The sequence below is a fragment of the Novosphingopyxis baekryungensis DSM 16222 genome, from assembly GCF_000420305.1.
In the GTDB taxonomy this organism is placed as follows: domain Bacteria; phylum Pseudomonadota; class Alphaproteobacteria; order Sphingomonadales; family Sphingomonadaceae; genus Novosphingopyxis; species Novosphingopyxis baekryungensis.
Genome location: NZ_ATUR01000007.1, coordinates 176,566 through 195,956, shown reverse-complemented (window position 1 = coordinate 195,956; position 19,391 = coordinate 176,566). Strand labels below are relative to the sequence as shown.

Annotated in this window: 17 protein-coding genes; 7 read left to right on the top strand and 10 right to left on the bottom strand. The window is 64.1% G+C overall.

The window, feature by feature from the left end:
* Positions 1-246: 246 nt before the first annotated feature.
* On the top strand, positions 247-1,983 hold the full coding sequence (locus G410_RS0112755; protein WP_022674053.1) for a class I adenylate-forming enzyme family protein: 1,737 nt from the start codon (positions 247-249) through the stop codon (positions 1,981-1,983).
* On the top strand, positions 1,980-3,146 hold the full coding sequence (locus tag G410_RS0112750; protein WP_022674052.1) for a DUF3089 domain-containing protein: 1,167 nt from the start codon (positions 1,980-1,982) through the stop codon (positions 3,144-3,146). The genes G410_RS0112755 and G410_RS0112750 overlap by 4 nt, the downstream gene beginning before the upstream one ends.
* Here the strand turns inward: G410_RS0112750 and G410_RS0112745 are convergent.
* Both G410_RS0112745 and G410_RS0112740 read right to left on the bottom strand, forming a co-directional pair.
* Positions 3,143-3,949 carry an SDR family NAD(P)-dependent oxidoreductase gene (locus G410_RS0112745; RefSeq protein ID WP_022674051.1) on the bottom strand — a complete coding sequence of 269 codons (807 nt, stop codon included), beginning with the start codon at positions 3,947-3,949 and terminating at the stop codon, positions 3,143-3,145. The two genes, G410_RS0112750 and G410_RS0112745, sit on opposite strands and share 4 nt — an antisense overlap.
* Positions 3,946-4,710, bottom strand: coding sequence for an SDR family NAD(P)-dependent oxidoreductase (locus tag G410_RS0112740; protein WP_022674050.1), 765 nt, complete (start codon positions 4,708-4,710; stop codon positions 3,946-3,948). The genes G410_RS0112745 and G410_RS0112740 overlap by 4 nt, the downstream gene beginning before the upstream one ends.
* Positions 4,711-4,859: 149 nt before the next feature.
* Between G410_RS0112740 and G410_RS0112735 the strand changes: the two genes are divergently transcribed.
* Positions 4,860-6,119: a TetR/AcrR family transcriptional regulator gene (locus tag G410_RS0112735; protein ID WP_022674049.1), complete on the top strand. Its 1,260-nt coding sequence runs from the start codon at positions 4,860-4,862 to the stop codon at positions 6,117-6,119.
* Between the two features lie 9 nt (positions 6,120-6,128).
* Here G410_RS0112735 and G410_RS16735 read toward each other — a convergent pair whose 3' ends face one another.
* The 3 genes from G410_RS16735 to G410_RS0112720 form a co-directional block, all read right to left on the bottom strand.
* Entirely contained in the window at positions 6,129-7,415 is a 1,287-nt protein-coding gene (locus G410_RS16735) for an MFS transporter (protein ID WP_033317628.1), read from the bottom strand.
* Between the two features lie 53 nt (positions 7,416-7,468).
* On the bottom strand, positions 7,469-8,548 hold the full coding sequence (locus G410_RS0112725; protein ID WP_022674047.1) for an acyl-CoA dehydrogenase family protein: 1,080 nt from the start codon (positions 8,546-8,548) through the stop codon (positions 7,469-7,471).
* A 158-nt stretch (positions 8,549-8,706) separates the two neighbouring features.
* On the bottom strand, positions 8,707-9,918 hold the full coding sequence (locus tag G410_RS0112720; protein ID WP_028971428.1) for an acyl-CoA dehydrogenase family protein: 1,212 nt from the start codon (positions 9,916-9,918) through the stop codon (positions 8,707-8,709).
* A 328-nt stretch (positions 9,919-10,246) separates the two neighbouring features.
* Between G410_RS0112720 and G410_RS0112715 the strand changes: the two genes are divergently transcribed.
* Entirely contained in the window at positions 10,247-10,495 is a 249-nt protein-coding gene (locus tag G410_RS0112715) for a hypothetical protein (RefSeq protein WP_022674045.1), read from the top strand.
* 106 nt (positions 10,496-10,601) lie between these two features.
* Here G410_RS0112715 and G410_RS0112710 read toward each other — a convergent pair whose 3' ends face one another.
* A complete protein-coding gene (locus G410_RS0112710) occupies positions 10,602-11,504 on the bottom strand; it encodes an acyl-CoA thioesterase (protein WP_022674044.1) in 903 nt (300 codons plus the stop codon).
* Between the two features lie 168 nt (positions 11,505-11,672).
* Here G410_RS0112710 and G410_RS0112705 point away from each other — a divergent pair, with 168 nt between their 5' ends.
* On the top strand, positions 11,673-12,242 hold the full coding sequence (locus G410_RS0112705; RefSeq protein WP_022674043.1) for a septal ring lytic transglycosylase RlpA family protein: 570 nt from the start codon (positions 11,673-11,675) through the stop codon (positions 12,240-12,242).
* Positions 12,243-12,266: 24 nt separating this feature from the next.
* Here G410_RS0112705 and G410_RS16730 read toward each other — a convergent pair whose 3' ends face one another.
* Complete coding sequence (locus G410_RS16730) at positions 12,267-13,988, bottom strand: SulP family inorganic anion transporter (protein WP_051137298.1); 1,722 nt, start codon at positions 13,986-13,988, stop codon at positions 12,267-12,269.
* A 164-nt stretch (positions 13,989-14,152) separates the two neighbouring features.
* Positions 14,153-15,019 (bottom strand): S-methyl-5'-thioadenosine phosphorylase, encoded by an 867-nt coding sequence (locus G410_RS0112695; RefSeq protein ID WP_022674041.1) that lies wholly within the window; start codon positions 15,017-15,019, stop codon positions 14,153-14,155.
* Between the two features lie 211 nt (positions 15,020-15,230).
* Between G410_RS0112695 and G410_RS0112690 the strand changes: the two genes are divergently transcribed.
* Complete coding sequence (locus tag G410_RS0112690; protein ID WP_022674040.1) at positions 15,231-16,385, top strand: acyl-CoA dehydrogenase family protein; 1,155 nt, start codon at positions 15,231-15,233, stop codon at positions 16,383-16,385.
* 124 nt (positions 16,386-16,509) lie between these two features.
* Positions 16,510-16,932 (top strand): acyl-CoA thioesterase, encoded by a 423-nt coding sequence (locus G410_RS0112685; RefSeq protein ID WP_022674039.1) that lies wholly within the window; start codon positions 16,510-16,512, stop codon positions 16,930-16,932.
* A gap of 227 nt (positions 16,933-17,159) precedes the next feature.
* On the opposite strand, the gene G410_RS0112680 is transcribed toward G410_RS0112685, so the two are convergent.
* Together G410_RS0112680 and G410_RS0112675 are read right to left on the bottom strand one after the other, a co-directional pair.
* Positions 17,160-17,942, bottom strand: a complete 783-nt coding sequence (locus tag G410_RS0112680) for a crotonase/enoyl-CoA hydratase family protein (protein WP_028971425.1) — start codon at positions 17,940-17,942, stop codon at positions 17,160-17,162.
* Positions 17,943-18,054: 112 nt separating this feature from the next.
* A complete protein-coding gene (locus tag G410_RS0112675; protein WP_022674038.1) occupies positions 18,055-19,263 on the bottom strand; it encodes an LL-diaminopimelate aminotransferase in 1,209 nt (402 codons plus the stop codon).
* Positions 19,264-19,391: the final 128 nt, after the last annotated feature.

Here is a 19,391-nt window from a genome sequence, read left to right as displayed (position 1 = left end):
TTCATGATGTTTATTGTTGCATCGCATGCATTGCACGTGCCGCTATGCCCTGTTTCTAGCGCAGCGGTGGCAATAGGCAAGAAACTCAAGTTAATTTAAATGTGCAGGCCGGTCGCGGGGCCGGGCGGGACAGGCCGCAAGCGGTGCGGCGCACGCCAGCAATTCCTGCATGGGGTATGTCCAAACTTGTCCAACAGCCGGGAAGCGTCTAGCCCTTGTCCTGTACCAAGAATGGAACGGACCGCTATGACGAATGCACAATCGTACGCTGCCTGGCCGGCCGCCTCGCTCGCCGATATCGAAGCCCAGCTATGTGCGCCGGGCGCGCGGTTTGAAATGGTGCAGCAGTCGGTCGCCGGGCAGCCGGTCCGCACATGGAAAAACGTGCCGCCCACATTGGCGGCTTTGGCCCAACTGGCCCGCACCCATGGCGATACGCCGTTCGCCATCCTGGAACAGGAGCGGGTGAGCTATGCCGATTTTCACCGCGCCACCGCCGCGCTGGCCCGGCATTTTCTGTCGCTCGGCATCGGCAAGGGGGATCGGATTGGCCTCGCCATGCGCAACCTGCCCGAATGGCCGGTGGCCTTTTTTGCCGCCGCGTCGATCGGTGCCATCGTGGTGCCGCTCAATGCCTGGTGGACGGGGCAGGAACTGGAATATGGCCTGGCGGATGCGGGCGCGCGCATCCTGCTGTGCGATGCCGAACGGCATGCGCGGCTGACCGATCATTATGCCGCACTGCCCGATCTGGAGACGGTGCTGGTGACGCGCGCCGATGGCGATCTGACCGGCTCTGCCCGCGCGCTCGAAAGCGTGATCGGAACCACCGCCGATTACGGCGCGCTGCCGGACGACGATCTTCCGGCGAGCGCGCTTGCCCCTGACGATCCGGCGACGATCTTCTACACCAGCGGCACCACCGGCCAGCCCAAGGGCGCGCTGGGCACGCACCGCAACATCTGCACCAATATCTTTTCCAGCGCCTATGCCGCCGCGCGCTCGTTCCTGCGCCGGGGTGAGATGCCGCCGGATCCGCCGCCACGCGCCGTCGGCCTGCTGGTGATTCCGCTGTTCCACGTCACCGCCTGCTCGGCCACGATGACCGGCGCGATGGCCAGCGGTGCAACCTTGATCTTCATGCATAAATGGGACGCCGAGGAGGCGTTCGGCATCATCGAACGCGAGGGCGTGACGCAGGCGGGCGGCGTGCCGACCATCGCCTGGCAGCTGATCGAGCATCCTGCGCGCGCGCAATATGATCTGAGCACGCTGCGGACCGTCAGCTATGGCGGAGCCCCCTCCGCGCCCGATCTGGTGCGCAAGATCCGTGACGTGCTGGGCGCGCTGCCCGGCAATGGCTGGGGCATGACGGAGACGATGGCGACCGTCACCAGCCACAGCGCGGAAGATTATCTGAACCGCCCGGACAGTTGCGGACCGCCGGTGCCGGTGTCCGATCTGAAGATCATGAGTGAAGACGGCCGCCACGAAAAACCGGTCGGCCAGGTCGGCGAGCTGTGGGCACGCGGCCCGCAGATCGTGCTGGGTTACTGGAACAAGCCGGCGGCAACGGCGGAGACCTTCGTCGATGGCTGGGTCCGCACCGGCGATCTGGCACGGATCGACGAGGAAGGCTTCTGCTTCATCGTCGACCGGGCCAAGGACATCGTCATCCGCGGCGGCGAGAATATCTACAGCACCGAGGTGGAGAATATCCTCTACGATCACCCCGCCGTGACCGATGCCGCCGTCATCGCGCTGCCGCACCGCACGCTGGGCGAGGAACCGGGCGCGGTCGTGCACCTGGCGCCCGGCCACAGCGCGACGGAGCTGGAACTGCAGGACTGGGTGCGTACGTCCCTGGCCGCGTTCAAGGTGCCGGTACGGATCGCCTTTTCCGAAGACACCCTGCCACGCAACGCCAATGGCAAGATCCTGAAGGGTGATCTGAAGCATTTTTTCGAGGAGATACCGGCATGAGCCTGACCGCCATCGCATGGGCCATCGCGCTGCAATCGGCCGCGCCCGCCGAAGCGGCACCGCCGCCCGCGAACGACTATACATTGGAACAGAACTGGCTCTGCCGGCCCGGTCGCCGCGATGCCTGCACCATAGCGCGCAACGCTGCCTCGGTCGCCGCCGACGGCACGGTGGGCGATGTTCCCTATGCCGATGCCGATGCTCCCGCCGCCGACTGTTTCTATGTCTACCCCACCGTCTCGCTCGATGCGCCCGACAATAGCGATATGGTGGCCAATGAGGAGGAACGCTCGGTCGTCGCTGCACAGTTTGCGCGCTTCGGCAGCGTGTGCCGCCAGTTCGGCCCCATCTATCGGCAGATCACGCTCACCGCGCTGCGCAATGCCATGGTCAGCGGCACCATGCGCGCGGGCGATTTCGATCTGATCTACAGCGATGTCCGCGATGCCTTTCGCGACTATATGGCGCGCGACAATGGCGGGCGGCCTTTCGTCCTTTTTGGCCACAGCCAGGGCGCGGGCATCCTGAAGGATCTCGTGGCGCGTGAAATCGACGGCCAGCCGGTCCAGCGGCAGATGCTGTCCGCCATGCTGATCGGCACCAATGTCGCCGTGCCCGCCGGCGCGGACATCGGCGGTGATTTCAAGAGCGTGCCGCTGTGCCGCACGGACATCCAGACCGGCTGCGTGATCAGCTATATGAGCTTTCGTGCCGATGCGCCGCCGCCCGAAGGCGCCCGCTTCGGCCGTGTCGAGGGCGATGGCCTGCGCGCCGCCTGCACCAATCCGGCGGACCTGTCCGGCAAAGGCGGCGCGGTGATCGCCGATGCCACCTTGCTCAATCGCGGTTCGATCGTCTCCAGCGCCGATCCCGCGCCGCCATGGACCGACGCCGATCCCACGATCGCAGCGGGCTATGTCAAGGTGCCGGGCCTCATCTCCACCCAGTGCGTGCGCACGGACGGTTTCGACTATCTGGCGGTGACCGTGAACGCCGATCCTGCCGATCCGCGCAGCGACAGCATCAATGGCGATGTGATGGTGGGGAAACGCGTGCTGGCCGACTGGGGCCTGCATCTGATCGACGTGAACATCGCCGAGGGCGATCTGACCGGCCTCGTCGCCAGCCAGACCGCCGCATGGGAGGCGGCCAACGCCTCCTAGATGCCGCGATTGCCGCGCGGCGCGATCGGATGGCTGGCCGAAAGGCCGCCATCCACCGGCAGCGCCTGGCCGTTGACATAGCTGGCCTGATCGCTGGCGAGGAACAACGCCGCCTTGGCGATCTCCTCCGGCTCGCCGCCGCGTTTCATCGGGTTGAGCTGGCCGATCTTGTCCAGCTTTCCGGCATCGCGGGCATAATCATAGACCGGCTTGGTCATGCCGGTCTCGATCAGTCCGGGGCAGATGCAGTTCACGCGCACATTGGTGCCGTCCAGATGATAGGCGGCGGTCTTGACCAGATTGATTACGCCCGCCTTGCTCGCCGAATAGCTGGCCGGCCCCGCGCCGGATCGCAGCCCCGCGACCGATGCCGTGCAGACGATCGATCCGCCGCCCCGCGCCTTGATCTTGGGCGCGCCATATTTGATCGCCAGATAGGGGCCGATCAGGTTGATACGCAGCACCTCGGCCCATTCACTTGCATCGCTATCGAACAGCCCGCCGGGCTTGCCCCCGGTGATCCCGGCATTGGCGTAGATGATGTCGATCCCGCCAAAGCGGCTGCACGTATCCTCGATCAGCGCCGCGACCGCCGCCTCGTCGCCTGCGTCCATTTGCGTGGCGAAACCCTTGCCACCCGCCGCCTCGATCATCTCCAGCGTCTCGTGCACCGCGTCCGCACGATCCGCGATCATCACCGTCGCCCCCGCCTCTGCAAACAGGCGCGCCGATGCCCGCCCGATGCCGGACGCCGCGCCGGTGACGATGGCCACCTTTCCGCTCAAATCTATCGAAATGCTCATATCACCGATCCTCCGTCGACCACGATGGTCTGTCCATTTACATAGGCCCCGGCCCGCGAGCCGAGGAACACCGCTGCACCGGCAATATCTTCGGGCAGGCCCATGCGGCGCATGGGATGCTGCGTGTTGAAGCGTTTTTCCGCCTCCTCATTCTGCCACAGCGCCTTGGCGAAATCGGTGCGGATCAGGCCGGGCGCGATGCAGTTGGTGCGGATATTGTGCTGGCCATATTCCACCGCATAATTGCGCGCGAGCTGGAAGTCCGCCGCCTTGGAGATGTTGTAGACGCCGATACTGTCCGATCCTTTCAGCCCGCCGATGGAACTGATGATCACGATGGCGCCGTCCTTGCGTTCGATCATGCCCGGCAATACCAGCTGCGACAGCCAGTGGTTGGAAATGATGTTGTTGGACAGGATCTTTTCGAACTGCTCGTCGCTGATCCCTTCCATCGGGCCGTAATAGGGGTTGGACGCCGCGTTGCAGACCAGAATGTCCACCGGCCCCAGCTGCGCCTCGGTCTGGCGTACCAGTTCTTCCAAAGCGGCCTTGTCCGATATGCTGGCGGCCACCGCGATCGCGGTGCCTTCGCCATGCTTCTCGTTGATCTCGGCCGCCACGGCATCGCAGGCATCCTGCTTGCGGCTGGAAATCACGACCTTGGCACCCTGCATCGCCATCGCCCCGGCGATAGCCTTGCCGATGCCGCGCGAACTGCCCGTAATCAGGGCAATCTTCCCGGTAAGATCAAACAGCGACATATACTCTCCTTCAGACCCGATCATGGTGGCGCAGCGCCGCAGCCGTCGGCCGCGCCGCCACGCGGCCCGGCCCCGGCCATGGTCCCTTTTTTGATGACCGCGCCCGCCCCCTTTGCTAGCCCAAGGGCTTAGGGGAGTATACCGCCCAAATGAAAAACAAGAACGAGGCCATCATGGCCAGTGACCAGAGCGACCGGACAGACCGGTTCGAGGCGAAACGCGAACTGATCATTTCAGCCGCCGCGGAGTTGATCAACGAACGCGGCGTGAAAGGCATGACCTTCGTCGATGTCGGCCGCATGGTCGATCTCAATACGACCAGCATCGCCTATTATTTCAAGCGCAAGGAGAAGCTGGCGGAGGCCGCCTTCCACCGCACGCTGGCGCGGATCGAGCGGGAGGTGGACGAGGCCGCCGCCAAGGACAGCCCGCGTGCCCGCATTGCCCATTATCTCGAACTCACCTTCGATCGCATCGCGCAGCAGCGCGCCGGCACCTATCCGCCGGAAGCGGCCCTGTCCGACATCCGGGCCATGCCGGACGACACGCGCGAGCGATTGCTGGGCGAATTTGTCGGCATGTTTCGCAAGGCGCGCGGCTTCTTCGGCAGCAGCGATGATCCGGTGGGCCATGCGGACCTGACGGCGCGCACGCATATCTTTCTGGAATTCACCTATTGGCTCCCGGTGTTGCTGAGCGATTATTCGCGCACCGATTTCGTGCGGGTGCGGGAACGCTGCTTCCAGCTGATCGAGCAGGGCATCGCCGCGCCCGGCCATGACGTGTCGCCGATGGACCTGCCGCAACCTGCCGAAGCCGAAGGCGAAGGCCAGGAACGCGGCCTCAGCGATTTTCTGGAAGCGGCGACCCGGCTGATCAACGAGCGCGGCTATCGCGGAGCCTCGGTGGAACGCATCGCCAGCCAGCTGAATGTCACCAAGGGCAGCTTCTATCACCATCTGGAGGCGAAGGACGATCTGGTGATGAAATGCTTTGCCGCCAGCTATGATCGCGTGTCCGCCGCGCAGCGGGTGGCGCTGGCCGAGGATGGCAGCTTTCTCGATCGCATCGCGGGCACCGCAGGCAGCCTGGTGCATGCCCAGTTCGAGGGCGAGCGTCCGCTGCTGCGCACCACGGCGATGGGCGTGCTGCCGCCGCGCATGCAGCAGATGGTGCTGGAACGGTCCGACTGGATGGCCCGGCGCTTTGCCGGCATGATGATCGACGGCATCGCCGAAGGATCGGTCCGCCCGATCGATCCGCTGGTGGCAAGCCAGCTGGCCATGGTCATGCTCAACGCGGCCTGGGATCTGAAGAACTGGGCGGGCCGCCGCGATCTGGACCTGGCCACGCGGCTCTACACCGCGCCGCTGCTCCACGGTTTTTTCCAGCCGCCCGCCAAAGGCTGACCGCCGGGGTCAGGGCCGCCGCGTTCCGATGGGGGCGTTTGCGATCCGGTGGCGCGGTTCGGTCACGCGCAGCCAGAAGGCCAATGCAGCGGCCACCAGCAAGGCCGCCGTGCCGCCCAACAGCGCGACATAGCCCGCCACATGCACCACCACCCCCGCCAGCAGCGGGCCGAGTGTGGCGATAAACCCCTCCACCGTGGTCGATAGCGCCAGCCGCATCGGCATGTCCTCGCGATTGCCCAGTTCCAGCACCATCGTCTGCGCGCTCATCAGATAGCCGGAATTGGCCGCGCCCAGGCCGATAAAGGCGATCACGATCAGCGGCTCGGTGTCGGCGAATAGCAACAGGACGATTGCGGCAATCCAGCACAGGATCGACAGCAGAAAGGTCAGCCGATAGCCGAAGCGGTCGCCCAGCTGCCCCCAGAGAATGTTCGAAGCCGTGTCCGCGCCCAGAAAGGCCAGGCTGAGCACGCCGATGGTGGCGCCATCCAGGGCCATCACCCGCGCGGCATAGAGGATGCAGAACGGCGCGGAGACGCGGCCCGTAACCGCCAGCGCCTGACCGATCAGAAACCAGCGATAATTGCGCTCCGCCAGCAGCGCAGGCAATTCGGTCAGCCGCTCGCGCACCGGCATGCGCAGCCGCACCGACGGCGCTTCCGGCTCCTTCATGCCCACCTTCAGGACGATGAGGCCGAGCGACGTGAGGACAAAGGCCAGCAGAAAGGTGGTGGCATAGCCATTGCCCAGCACCTTCTCGTCGATCAGCCAATGCCCCGCCGTGTAGCTGAGCCCCGCCGCGATCGCGCCGCCCGCCAGATTGCGCATGCCCTGCAGCCGCCCGCGCCGGTCGAGCGGGATCACCTTGGCGATGATCATCTGGAACGCCACGCGCTGCAGCCCCTGAAACAGGCCGAGCAGCAGGAACAGCAGCATCGTCGCGACCAGCAGCGGCGTGCCGGACAATAGCCAGCCTGCCAACGCCAGACCCAGCACCTGCACGCGCATCAGCGTGCCGATCCGCAGCGAGACGGCCAGGATATGGCGGCGATGTTCCAGCTGCGATGCGCCCAAAATCGGCACCGCGAACCCGCCCAGCATCAACAGCGTCTGGCCAAGCCCGACGAACAGCGCCGATCCGGTCATCAGCTGGATATAGGCGGGAATGAAAGTGGGCGCGTAGATCAGGCGAAAGCCCGTCAGCCCCAGCATGCCGTGGATGAAATTGGCGGTAAAATTGCGCTTGAGATTGCGCTCGACCTCGGCGTCGAACGCCGCCTCCCGCGCGGCCATATCCTGCGCCCCCGCAGAACCATGCTCTGCAGGGGCGCTATGGGATGGCTGTGTCAATAATCGTTGAGCCGCGCAAAACGCTCGCGGTGGAAGGCGCTGGAGCCCCAGAGCTGTTCGAGCGTGCGCGCGCGCTTGAGATAGAATCCGATATCATATTCGTCGGTCATGCCGATGCCGCCGTGCAGCTGCACCGCTTCCTTGCTCATATGATGGATCGCATCATTGGCCACCGCCTTGGCCTGGCTGGCGGCCATCGCGATATCGCCGCGCTTGTCGTCGAGCGCGGTCAGGCCGTTCTCCACTGCAGAACGCATCAGCTCGATCTCGCCGAACAGATCGGCCATGCGGTGCTGCAATGCCTGAAAGCTGGACAGCACCTGATTGAACTGCACGCGCTGTTTCAGATAAGCGAGCGTCACGTCGAACGCCTGGCTCGCCATGCCCAGCATTTCCGCCGCCGCGCCGATGCGCGCCCGGTCCAGAATCTGGTCTAGCAGATCGTCGCCGCCGCCTTCGAGTTTCTGCGCCGCTGCGCCGTCGAACGTCACTTCGGCCCAGCCGCGCTGATCGACCATTGAACGATCGGACCGGCTGACGCCGCCATCGGCGCCATCGACCAGATAGACGCCGTCCGCCGCCGAAACGATGAACAGCCCCGCGCTCATGCCTTCGGGCACAAAGGTCTTGGTGCCGCTCAGCTTGCCGCCGGACACGCTGACCTCGGTCTTCGCCGGATTGTGGCGCGGCCCTTCATCGACCGCGAGCGTGCCCACGATCTCGCCGCTGGCGATCTTGGGCAGCCAGTGGCTCTTCTGATCGTCGGATCCGCCGAGGATCAGTGCGCTGGCCGCGCCGAGGGCGGAGGCGAGCAGCGGGCTGGCCGTCAGGCTGCGCCCGGTTTCTTCGAGCACCAGGCCAAGGCTCATATAGCCGAAGTCCGATCCGCCCTGCTCTTCGGGAATGATCACGCCGGCCCAGCCCATCTCGGCCATCTGGGCGTAGACCGCCGGCTCATAGCCTGCGTCCAGCTTTTCATCGCGCACCTTACGGAACGCGCCGACGGGATTTTCCTTCTTGGTCCATTCGCGCGCCATATCGCGCAGCATGGTCTGTTCTTCGCTGAGTATTGCCATTGTCGTCCTCGTCCAGATCCTGCGTTCTTCACGTCACCCCGGCAAAGGCCGGGGTCTCGGACGGCGTCAGATCGGTGCGATCATGAGCCATCGGTCCAATGGAGATTCCGGCGTTCGCCGGAATGACGATCTGTCCTGCTGTTGTCTTGCGCCTGTGCTTATTGGTGGTCCAGCATCCCGAGGATGCGCTTGGAAATGATGTTGTTCTGCACTTCGGTCGAGCCGCCATAAATGGTGGTCGCCTTGCCGAACAGCCAGGTGCGGGTGGAGCGCAGCTCCTCATCGCTGAAGCCCTCGCCTTCCCAGCCGAGGCCCTTCATGCCCATGATCTCGATCATCAGCTCGGCACGCTGCTGGCCCAGCTTGGTGCCGACCTTCTTCAGAATGGAGCTGACTTCGGATACGCCGCCGGTGGTCTTGGCCTCCGCCTGCACGCGCATCGCGGTGCCCAGAAAACTGCGCCACTGCATCTCGAAATCGCTGATCTTGGTGCGCAGTTCGCCATCGTCCAGCTCGCCATTGTCGTTCACGCCGACATAGGTCTTGGCCATGGCGTGCAGCGGCATGCTGGGCATGCGGATGGCGCTGCCGCCGCCGGACAGATTGGTCCGCTCATGCTGCAGCAGGCGCTTGCCGATGGTCCAACCCTGCCCTTCCTTGCCGACCAGATTTTCCTTGGGCACCTTCACATTGGTGAAAAAGGTTTCGCAGAACGGGCTCATGCCGCTGATCATGCGGATCGGCTTCACGTCCACGCCCTCGGCGTCCATGTCGATCAGCATGAAGGAAATGCCCTCATGCTTGTGGCTCTTGTCGGTGCGCACCAGCGCGAAGCATTTGTCCGCCCACTGGCCGCCGCTGGTCCAGGTCTTCTGCCCGTTGACCACATAATGATCGCCCTTGTCCTCGCCAAAGGTCTGGATATTGGCCAGATCGGAGCCGGCATTGGGTTCGCTATAGCCCTGGCACCAGCGGATTTCGCCGCGCGTGATCGGCGGGATATGCTCTTTCTTCTGCGCTTCGCTGCCATATTCCAGCAGCGTGGGGCCGAACATCATCACGCCCATGCCGCCGATGGGATTATAGGCCTGCGCCCGGCTCATTTCCTGATTGAGGATCTTGGCCTGCTCCCGGCTGAGCCCGCCGCCGCCATATTCCTTGGGCCAGGTGGGCGTGCCCCAGCCCTTTGCGCCCACCGCCTCACGCCAGGCCTTTTCATCGGCGCTCTCATCGGTCGGCCCTTCGACCGAGGACAGGCTGTTGTCATTGCCTTTCAGCGAGGCGGGGAAATTCGCCTCCAGCCACTGGCGCACCTCGGCGCGGAAAGTGTCGCTATCGGATTGGGCGGTATCTGCGGGCGCACTGGCCATCATCATCTCCTGGGAGTTTTTCGTGGACTCGGTATGCCCGAAAAACCACCAAGATGAAAGCCGCGATTGCGGTGCGATGCCGCGCCATATCGCCCGGACCGGGCGGCTCGTCGGGCATGCTCTTCCGCCAACCGCGCCTAAACCCGCCCCTCTTGTTCGGAGTCGGAGGTGGTTCGAGGCTGATGGCTGTCGGGCTGCGACTAATGCCGCGGTGCGTGGCTGCAAAAGCACGGATCATGCCAAAAACTGCCGGGCAATTAGCGACCTCGTTGTAGACCTGAGCCAATCCGTGTCTTCTAGTCGCCTGTTCTTCAACTGATTGGCACGTATGAACGCTATCTATGATTGGGTTTTTCAGCTGTGGCCTGACGCACTGGTCTTTACAATTGCCAGGTGGCACATGGGTGTTGGCGGCCTGATACTCTTGTTTTCGGCATTTTTAGAAACTCTTGAAATCAGGTCGGCGAAAAACGTTTCTTCGAAGAGAATGGCTATTTTGTTATTCGTTGTGTTTGCGCTCGTCGGTGCCATCGCAGTGGTAAACGGATATCTGATTTATCGGTGGAAAATGGGATAGCGACTGGCAGCTTCCCACCCCATCTCGGTCATTAGCGCCATTACAATCCGCCCCCGAAAGCGGACATGCTCGGCACATTGGGGGAAGTGCTAAGCGCAGCCCCGGCCTATTCGCGCAGGCGCATCATGCCTTCCTGCGCGCAGCTGGCGACCAGCCGCCCGTCCTGCGTGAAGATGCTGCCGCGATTCATGCCGCGCGCATGGCCGGTCCATGGGCTGTCGGCGGCGAACAGCAGCCATTCGTCCATCTGGAACGGCTCGTGAAACCATAGCGCATGATCGATGCTGGTCATCGCCAGCTTGTGGGTGGACCAGTGCACACCATGGGTATGCGCAGAGGTGCCCAGCAGCAGCATGTCGCTGGCAAAAGCCAGCATCAGGCGGTGGAGCGATTCCGGCCCTTCGATGGGCGCGACGGCCCGCATCCAGGCATGTTGAAAGGGCGGCTGCCTTTCCCCAGGCGCCGCCAGATGCGGCTCCACCATGCGGAACTCGATCGGCTGGGGCCGGGCGCGCATATGCGCCAGATATTCGGCGGACACCCCCGGCTGCGCTTCCAGCTGCTCGGTCTGATTGGGCAGCCCGTCCGGCCCCGGCACGTCCGGCATCGGCATCTGATGATGCAGCCCGCCCGTGACGCGCTGGAAGCTGGCCGAGAAGTTGAAGATGGGCCGGCCATGCTGGATGGCGATGACGCGGCGGTTGGAAAAGCTGCGCCCATCGAAATCCCGCTCGACCCGGTAGATGATCGGCGCCTTCTGATCGCCGCCGCGCAAGAAATAGGCGTGGAGCGAATGGACGATCCGGTCCTCTTCTACCGAATGCGAAGCAGCGGCCAGCGCCTGCGCAATAACCTGCCCGCCAAACACGCGGTCGCGCTCTTCGGAACTGTTGCTGCCACGGTATAGATCGGTATCGAGTCGTTCCACCGTCAGCAATTTGCGCAGGCCACCGACCAGTCTTTCGGGCGGATATTGGTTAATGCGGGGCGAAGACTCGTCGCGATCCATGAACGGTTCCTTGTTTATCGTCGTCTGGCCTCATCAACGGCACCATTGGTCGCGTCAAGCGAGACAGCCCGCGAAACGGGGCCTAGCCGGATCATCACCGCTGGAGGGCGGCCTGGGGTTGGTTGAGAAAACGCAAGTTTTCTGCTATAAATCAAAGGCATGATAAAAATGCATCTGGCGAAAACATTGATCCGCGCACGATTTCGCAGTGCGCCCGCTTCCAAAAAAGCGACCAAGTTCATCGGCTACGGCATGGCCGCACTGGTGCCCGCCATGGGCCTGATCGGCGCCGCGCGCGCCGATGCACCGGCCCCTGCCGCCGGCTTCGCGCCGATCGAGGTGAGCGCTGATATCGATGCCGAGCTGACCAGCCCGGTCGCCGCAGCGGTGGACACACATATCGATCTGGATACCGACGATCTGCTGGACGATGCGCAGGACGTGCTGGAAGATCTCGGCAATGGCGGCGCCAGCTATTATGGCCCCAATCTGGCGGGCAACCGCACCGCGAGCGGCGAGCGCTTCGACCCGACCCAGCTGACCGCCGCGCATCGCACGCTGCCCATGGGCAGCAAGGTGAAGGTGACGCATAATGGCAAATCCGTCATCGTGCGCATCAACGATCGCGGCCCCTTTCACGGCAACCGCGTGATCGATCTTTCCACCGCCGCCGCCAAAAAGATCGGCCTGTTCCGCGCCGGCACCGGCACCGTGGGTCTGCAACTGGTCAACGGCTGATCAGGGCCGATCCGGCCGGCAGCTTTACCCTGCAGACATCTTGCGGTTATTGGCCGCTTCCTTGTCTTCCTCGATATCGTGCATCGCCAGTTCTACCGAGGTAAAGCTGCGGCACTGCCGTGGCCGGTCGCTCTGGCGCAGGACATCGGCAATCGGCGCATGCATGGCAGCCAGTGCCACGCGCACATGTTTGGCCGCCAGATTGTCGAGCAACCGCTCCAGCATGGCCACGCCGCTGGCATCCACGCTGTTGACCGAGCGCATGTCCAGCACCAGCCATTTTACATTGTCATAAGCCGACACGAAGTTGAGGATCTTGTCCTCGCAATAGGCCGCGTTGGCGAAATAGATCGACCGGTCGATCCGCACGATCAGCACCGGCAGCGTCTGCACGCCGCCATCCTTGCGATCGACCGAGCGATAGACGTTGATATCGTCCAGCTTGTCCACGCGGGTGACGCGCGGCAGGCTGCTGAACCACAGGAAGGTGGCGATGCCCATCAGCGTGCCCGCCATCAGCCCCCATTGCACCCCCAGCAGCAGCGTCAGCGCCAGCGTGGCAAACAGCACCGCCGCCTCCATCTTGCTGAAGCGCATCACGGCCCTGATCTCACGCACCTTCATCAGACCGAACACCGCGCTGATGACCAGCGCGGCCAGCGCGGTTTCCGGCAGATAGGACAGCGCGCCCGTCAGGAATAGCAGCACGCACAGCGTCACCAGCGCCGCCACGACCGAGCTGATCGGCGATCGGCTGCCGCTGTCCGCCGTCAGCGCGGACCGGCTCAGGCTGACGCCCACCGCATAGCCGCCGGTCAGCCCCGCCACGATATTGGCCGCGCCCAGCGCCAGCGCCTCGCGGTCGCTGCGCACCTTGCGCCGGTTCTTGCCCGCCAGCGATTTGGCCACCGCGCTGCCGATCACGAAAATGATCAGCGCCGCAATCATGCTGGACGGCAGCAGCGCCAGCCACGGATCCAGCCCGCCGGGCGGCATGCGCAGCACCGGCAGACCGCCCGCCACGCCGCCCACCTTGGGCACCGGCCAGTTGCCCATGCTCACCACCAGCGCCGCGCCGACCAGCACCAGAAGCGGGATCGCCTTTACGATCAGTCCGCGCCAGGGTGGGCGCAGGCCCAGCTTCCACAGGGCGGCGGCTGCGTAGCGATCGCCCGCCAGCAGCAGCAACAGCGCGCCCACGCCGATCAGCACCGTATCGCCATGAATGCCGGGCAGCGCGCCCATCAGCCCGCGTATGGTGCCGATCAGATTGCCGCTGCGCGCAATATCCAGCCCCAGCAAGGTCGGCAGCTGGCTGGCGGCGATCAGCACGGCAGCGGCGGCGGTAAAGCCCAGCAGCACCGGCTCGCTGACGAAATTGACCAGCCGCCCGAGCCGGAACAGGCCGAGCAGCGCCAGCACCACGCCCGCTTCCAGCGCGATGACCATCGCCGCCTGCATCTGTGGCTGTCCGCTCTGGGTGATCGCATCGCCCACGATCAGCGAGACCAGCGCAATCGGGCCGACCGAGACATAGGGGCTGGTGCCGAACAGCAGATAGAGCACCGGCGGCATCAGCGCGGCATAGAGCCCGGTCTGCGGCGGCAAGCCGGCCAGCAGCGCATAGGCCATCGCCTGCGGGATCAGCAGGACCGAAAGGACAAGGCCGGCAATGGCATCGTCCAGCAGGAAGGCCGACTTATATTCGCTGAGCCAGGCGGGCTTGTCGGGGATGAAACCGGACATGTTCATCATTCTCTCCCCAGACGCGTAAGACGGGAGAGCCTAAACCGCCCGTCCGCAGGAATGCAACGGCACTTAGGTTATGCCCCCATGGGTCAGGGGTTTATGCCCCAAGGGTCGGGGGTCATGCCCACCGGGGTCGGGCCGAAGGGCAGGCCCCACAGCGTTCAGCCCAGCACCCGCCCGGCCACCGCGTCCAGTTTCGCCAGCAGCGCCGGATCGCGGTGCGCGTCACTGGTAATCAGCGCATGATCCAGCACCGTATCGAGCGGGCTGGCCGCGCGCGTTGCCGGCAGCGCGTACACCAAGGCTTCCACCGCCTTGCGGGCAATCGTGCCGTTCGCGCCCATCTGGGCGATCACCTCGCTCACCTCCACAAAGGCCGCATCCTCGCGCCAGCAATCATAATCGGTCACCATGCCGATCAGCGCGTAAGGCAGCTCCGCCTCCCGCGCGAGCTTGGCCTCCGGCATCGCGGTCATGCCGATCACATCCGCGCCCCATTGCCGGTAGAGGTGGCTTTCCGCGCGGGTGGAAAATTGCGGGCCTTCCATCGCCAGATAGGTGCCGCCCTTGGCCACCGCGCCGCCCGCTTCGGCCACCGCTTCCGCGGCGAAGGCGCTCATCCGCTCGCACACCGGCTCGGCCATCGAGACATGGGCCACCATGCCGCTGCCGAAGAAGCTGCTCGGACGGCCCTTGGTGCGATCGATGAATTGATCGACCACCACGAAATGGCCGGGCGGCAACTCCTCGCGCAAGCTACCGACCGAGCTGATCGACAGGATATCGGTGCAACCGCTGCGCTTCAGCGCATCCACATTGGCGCGGGCATTAAGGTCCGACGGGGCGATCCGGTGCCCCCGGCCATGGCGCGGCAGAAACCGCAGCTGCACATCGCCGATGCGCCCGAACAGAATCTGGTCGGACGGCTGACCCCAGGGCGATTCGACCGTGCGCCACGCCTGATCCTGCAATCCGTCGATGGCGTATAGCCCCGATCCGCCGATAATGCCGATGGTCCAGTTGCTCACTGCGTATCACCCCTATCCCGTTCGCACCCGCGAAGACGGGCGCTCAATCGCGACGATCGATAGCGCGCATGGATGGGGCAGGATAGACCCCTGCCCTTGCATGAATGCCCGTGCAGGGACGACCCGTTTGGGTTCGCTTTAGAAACTGACACACTTGACGTTTGCGTAAACTCCCTGTCCAATCCGGCAAAACATATCAGGAGAGTCCATCATGCCGATCGATAGTTTCGCCCGCACCGCCTATGACGAGGATATGGAGGCGTTCCGCGACACCGTGCGCGCCTTCATGCGCGACAAGGTGGCACCGAACAGCGACGCATGGGACGAGGCCAAGATCGTGCCCAAATCGATCTGGAAGGAAGCGGGCGATCTGGGCATGCTGTGCCCCACCGTGCCGGAGGAATATGGCGGCCTGGGCCTGGATTTCCGCTACAACGCGATCGTCGATGAGGAAGCCGCTTACGGCGCGGGCACCACGCTCGGCTTCTCGCTCCAGTCCGATATCGTGGCCGATTACATCATCAATTACGGCTCCGAGGAGCAGAAGACCGAATGGCTGCCCAAGATGGTCTCGGGCGAAGTGGTCACCGCCATCGCGATGACCGAGCCGGGCGTGGGATCGGACCTGCAATCGATCCAGACCAGCGCGAAGAAGGATGGCAATCATTATGTCATCAACGGGTCCAAGACCTATATCACCAACGGCCAGAATGCCGATCTGGTGCTGGTCTGCGCGGTCACCAATCCGGACGCGGAAAAGAAGTGGCAGGGCGTGTCGATCATCCTGGTCGAGGCGGAGCGCGAGGGCTTTGCCCGTGGGCGCAATCTGGACAAGATCGGGCAGGATTCGGCCGATACGTCGGAACTGTTCTTCAACGATGTGCGCGTGCCGATCACCAATTGCCTGGGCGAAGAGGGCAAGGGCTTCATCTATCTGATGAGCCAGCTGGGGCAGGAGCGCCTGTCCATCGCCGTCAGCGCGCAGGCGAGCGCGCAGAAGGCGTTCGACGATACGGTGGCGTTCGTGAAGGAGCGCAAGGCGTTCGGCAAGCCGGTGTTCGATTTCCAGAACACCCGCTTCGTGCTGGCCGACCTTAAGGCCAAGCTGCAGGTCGGCTGGGCGCATCTGGACCATTGCCTGACGCTGCACGCCAAGCGCACGCTGACGCCCGAAGAAGGCGCGGCGGCCAAGCTGTGGCACACCGAATTCCAGTGGGAAATGATGGACAAATGCCTGCAGCTGCACGGCGGCGCGGGCTATATGAACGAATATCCCATCGCCCGCATGTGGCGCGGCGCCCGCGTGACGCGCATCTTCGGCGGCACGACCGAGATCATGAAGGAACTGATCGGGCGGAGCCTTTAAACCGGTACGTCATTGCGAGAAGCCGAAGGCGACGCGGCAATCCAGGGCAAATGCAGCGCTGCAACGGCTCTGGATTGCGTCGTCGCCCCGCTCCTCGCAATGACCGCTTTTTGTTAGGACCATCATGACCACCAAACCGCCCCGCGACATCGCGGCCTATCCCTTCCGCACGCATACCGAAACGCGCTTTCAGGACCTCGATCCGCTCGGCCATCTCAACAATGTCGCCATCGCCGCGCTGTTCGAGAACGGGCGGGTACGGTTCAACCAGTCGCTGCCGCTGACCCATGCGCCAGGCACCCGCTGGCTGATCGCACGGGTCGAGATCGATTATGTGGCCGAGGGATTCTTTCCCGAAGCGGTGGAGATCGCCAGCGGCATCGGGCGTGTCGGCAATTCAAGCTGGCAGATCGTCAGCGCCGCCTTCCAGGCCAAGGGCTGCGTGGCAACGAGCGTGACGACATTGGTGCTGACCGACAAGAACGGTTCGCGCCCGATGGACGATGCCATGCGCGCCGTGCTGGAAGCGCAGCTGATCAACGGCTGATCCCAGCCCCCGGATCAGGCTGCGGACGACAATAGCGGCGCGGTGTCCACAGCGCGCCGTCTCCTGTCATGCAGGCCTTGCCATGTAGGAATAGATTTGCGTCAAAGAGCGCCCGATCCGCTCTTTCTCAGCTTCGAATCCAACCTGCCGATGTAGGAAATATTCGAACCCGGTTTTGAAACCGCCACGTGCTCACTTTGTCAACTTTGCGCAACTTTCCAAGGCGCTCAGTCCTCGAACGTGGCGGACCGCTTTTCCATCTGGCTGCGCACCGCCTCGATCTGGTTGGGCCGGCGGATGACGCGCAGTTGCGCATCGCTCTCGGCCTGCAGCACGTCCGCTTCATCCATGTCGATCGTGGCGTTGAACAGGCCCTTGGCCTCGCGCATCGCTTCGGGATTGCGATCGGCGATGATGGCGGCGATCTCCATCGCGCGGGCCAGCGGCGCGTCCTGCACCTCGGTGGCAAAGCCCCATTCCACCGCCTCGCGCCCGTTGAATTCGGCATGGGTGTAGGTCAGGCGGCGCAGCACGTCCTCGCGCACATTGCGGCGCCACAGCGCATAGCCGCCCATATCCGGCACCAGACCCCACTTCATCTCCATGATGGAGAGCCGCGTCTCGGGCGAGATGATGCGCATGTCCGCCCCGCTGGCGATCTGCAGCCCGCCGCCGAAGCAGATGCCGTGCACCGCGGCGATCACCGGCATCGGCAGCTCGCGCCACACCATCGCCACCTTCTGCACGATGTTGGATGTGCCATGGGTGCGCCCGCGAATCTCCATGCCCGATCCGCCGCTGGCCATACTGGCCATGTCCAGGCCCGCACAGAAGGCGCGCCCTTCGCCGGACAGCACCACTGCGCGCACGCCCTTCTCATCCATCAAACGCTCGCCAGCGGCCACGATGCCTTCGAACATCGCGCCGTGCAGCGCATTCATCTTGTCCGGCCGGTTCAGCCGGACATCGGCGACATGATTCTCGATGGTGATGCTGACGCGGTCGTTCATGGGCTATCCTCTCTCTGGTCGTCCGTCCGGCGCAGGCCGGAATCTCGATAAGCGCCGCGCCATCCGCTATCCCGCTCTTTGCCGGGGTGACGGACGGGGCTGGCGGCGCGGCCTACTCCTTCTGCCCGCCCGGCACGTTGACGCCATTGGCAGACAAGAACTTCTTCACCCCGCGTGCGGCCTGCCGGATGCGCTGCTCATTCTCCACCAGCGCAAGGCGGACAAAGCCCTCCCCTTCGGAGCCAAAGCCAGCGCCGGGAGCCACCGCCACCTTGGCCTCGCTCAACAGGCGCTTGGCGAACTCGACCGAACCGAGATGCGCCAGCGCAGGCGGGATCGGCGCCCAGGCGAACATGGACGCTTCCGGCGAGGGCACGTCCCAACCGGCCCGCCCGAAGCTTTCCACCATCACGTCGCGGCGCGCCTTGTACAGCGCCCGGTTCTCGGCCACGACATCCTGCGGGCCGTTGAGGGCGGCGACGGCAGCGGCCTGAATCGGCGTGAAGGCGCCATAGTCCAGATAGCTTTTCACCCGTGCCAGCGCGTCGATCAGCGTGCGGTTGCCCACGGCAAAGCCCATCCGCCAACCGGCCATGGAATAGGTTTTGGACATGCTGGTAAACTCGATCGCCACATCCTTGCCGCCCGGCACCTGCAGGATGGACGGCGTCGGCTCCTCACCGAAATAGATCTCGGCATAGGCAAGGTCCGAAATGACCCACAGCTTATGCTCCTTCGCAAAGGCCACCACCTCCCGGTAGAAAGCCAGATCGGCGACATAGGCGGTGGGGTTGGACGGATAACCGATCACCAGCACCGATGGCTTGGGGACCGAATAGACCATGGCATATTCGAGCCGCTTGAAGAAATCCGGCCCCGGCGCGGCGGGGATGGAGCGGATCGCCGCACCGGTGATGATGAAGCCGAAGGTGTGGATCGGATAGCTGGGATTGGGCGCCAGCACGACATCGCCGGGCGCGGTAATCGCCTGCGCCAGATTGGCCAGCCCCTCCTTGGAACCGAGCGTGACCACCACCTCGGTATCGGGATCGAGATCGACGCCGAATCGGCGCTGATAATAGCCGGCCTGGGCCTTGCGCAGGCCCTTGATACCCTTGGAGGCGCTATAGCCATGGGCGCCGGGATCTCGCGCGACCTCGCACAGTTTCTCGATGATATGCGGGGCGGGCGCGCCATCGGGATTGCCCATGCCCAGATCGATGATGTCCTCACCCTCCGCCCGGGCGCGCGCCTTCATCGCGTTCACTTCGGCGAAGACATAGGGCGGGAGCCGGCGGATGCGATAGAAATCGTCGTTCATGATAGGATGTGCCTTATCGGGCGGAACCGCGCGCGTCATGCACTACTTGATGTTATGAGGGTTCGAGACCCGCAAATAGCGGCGCAACAGGAGAGGCACATCATGGCGAACAAGGGCAAGAACGAGGG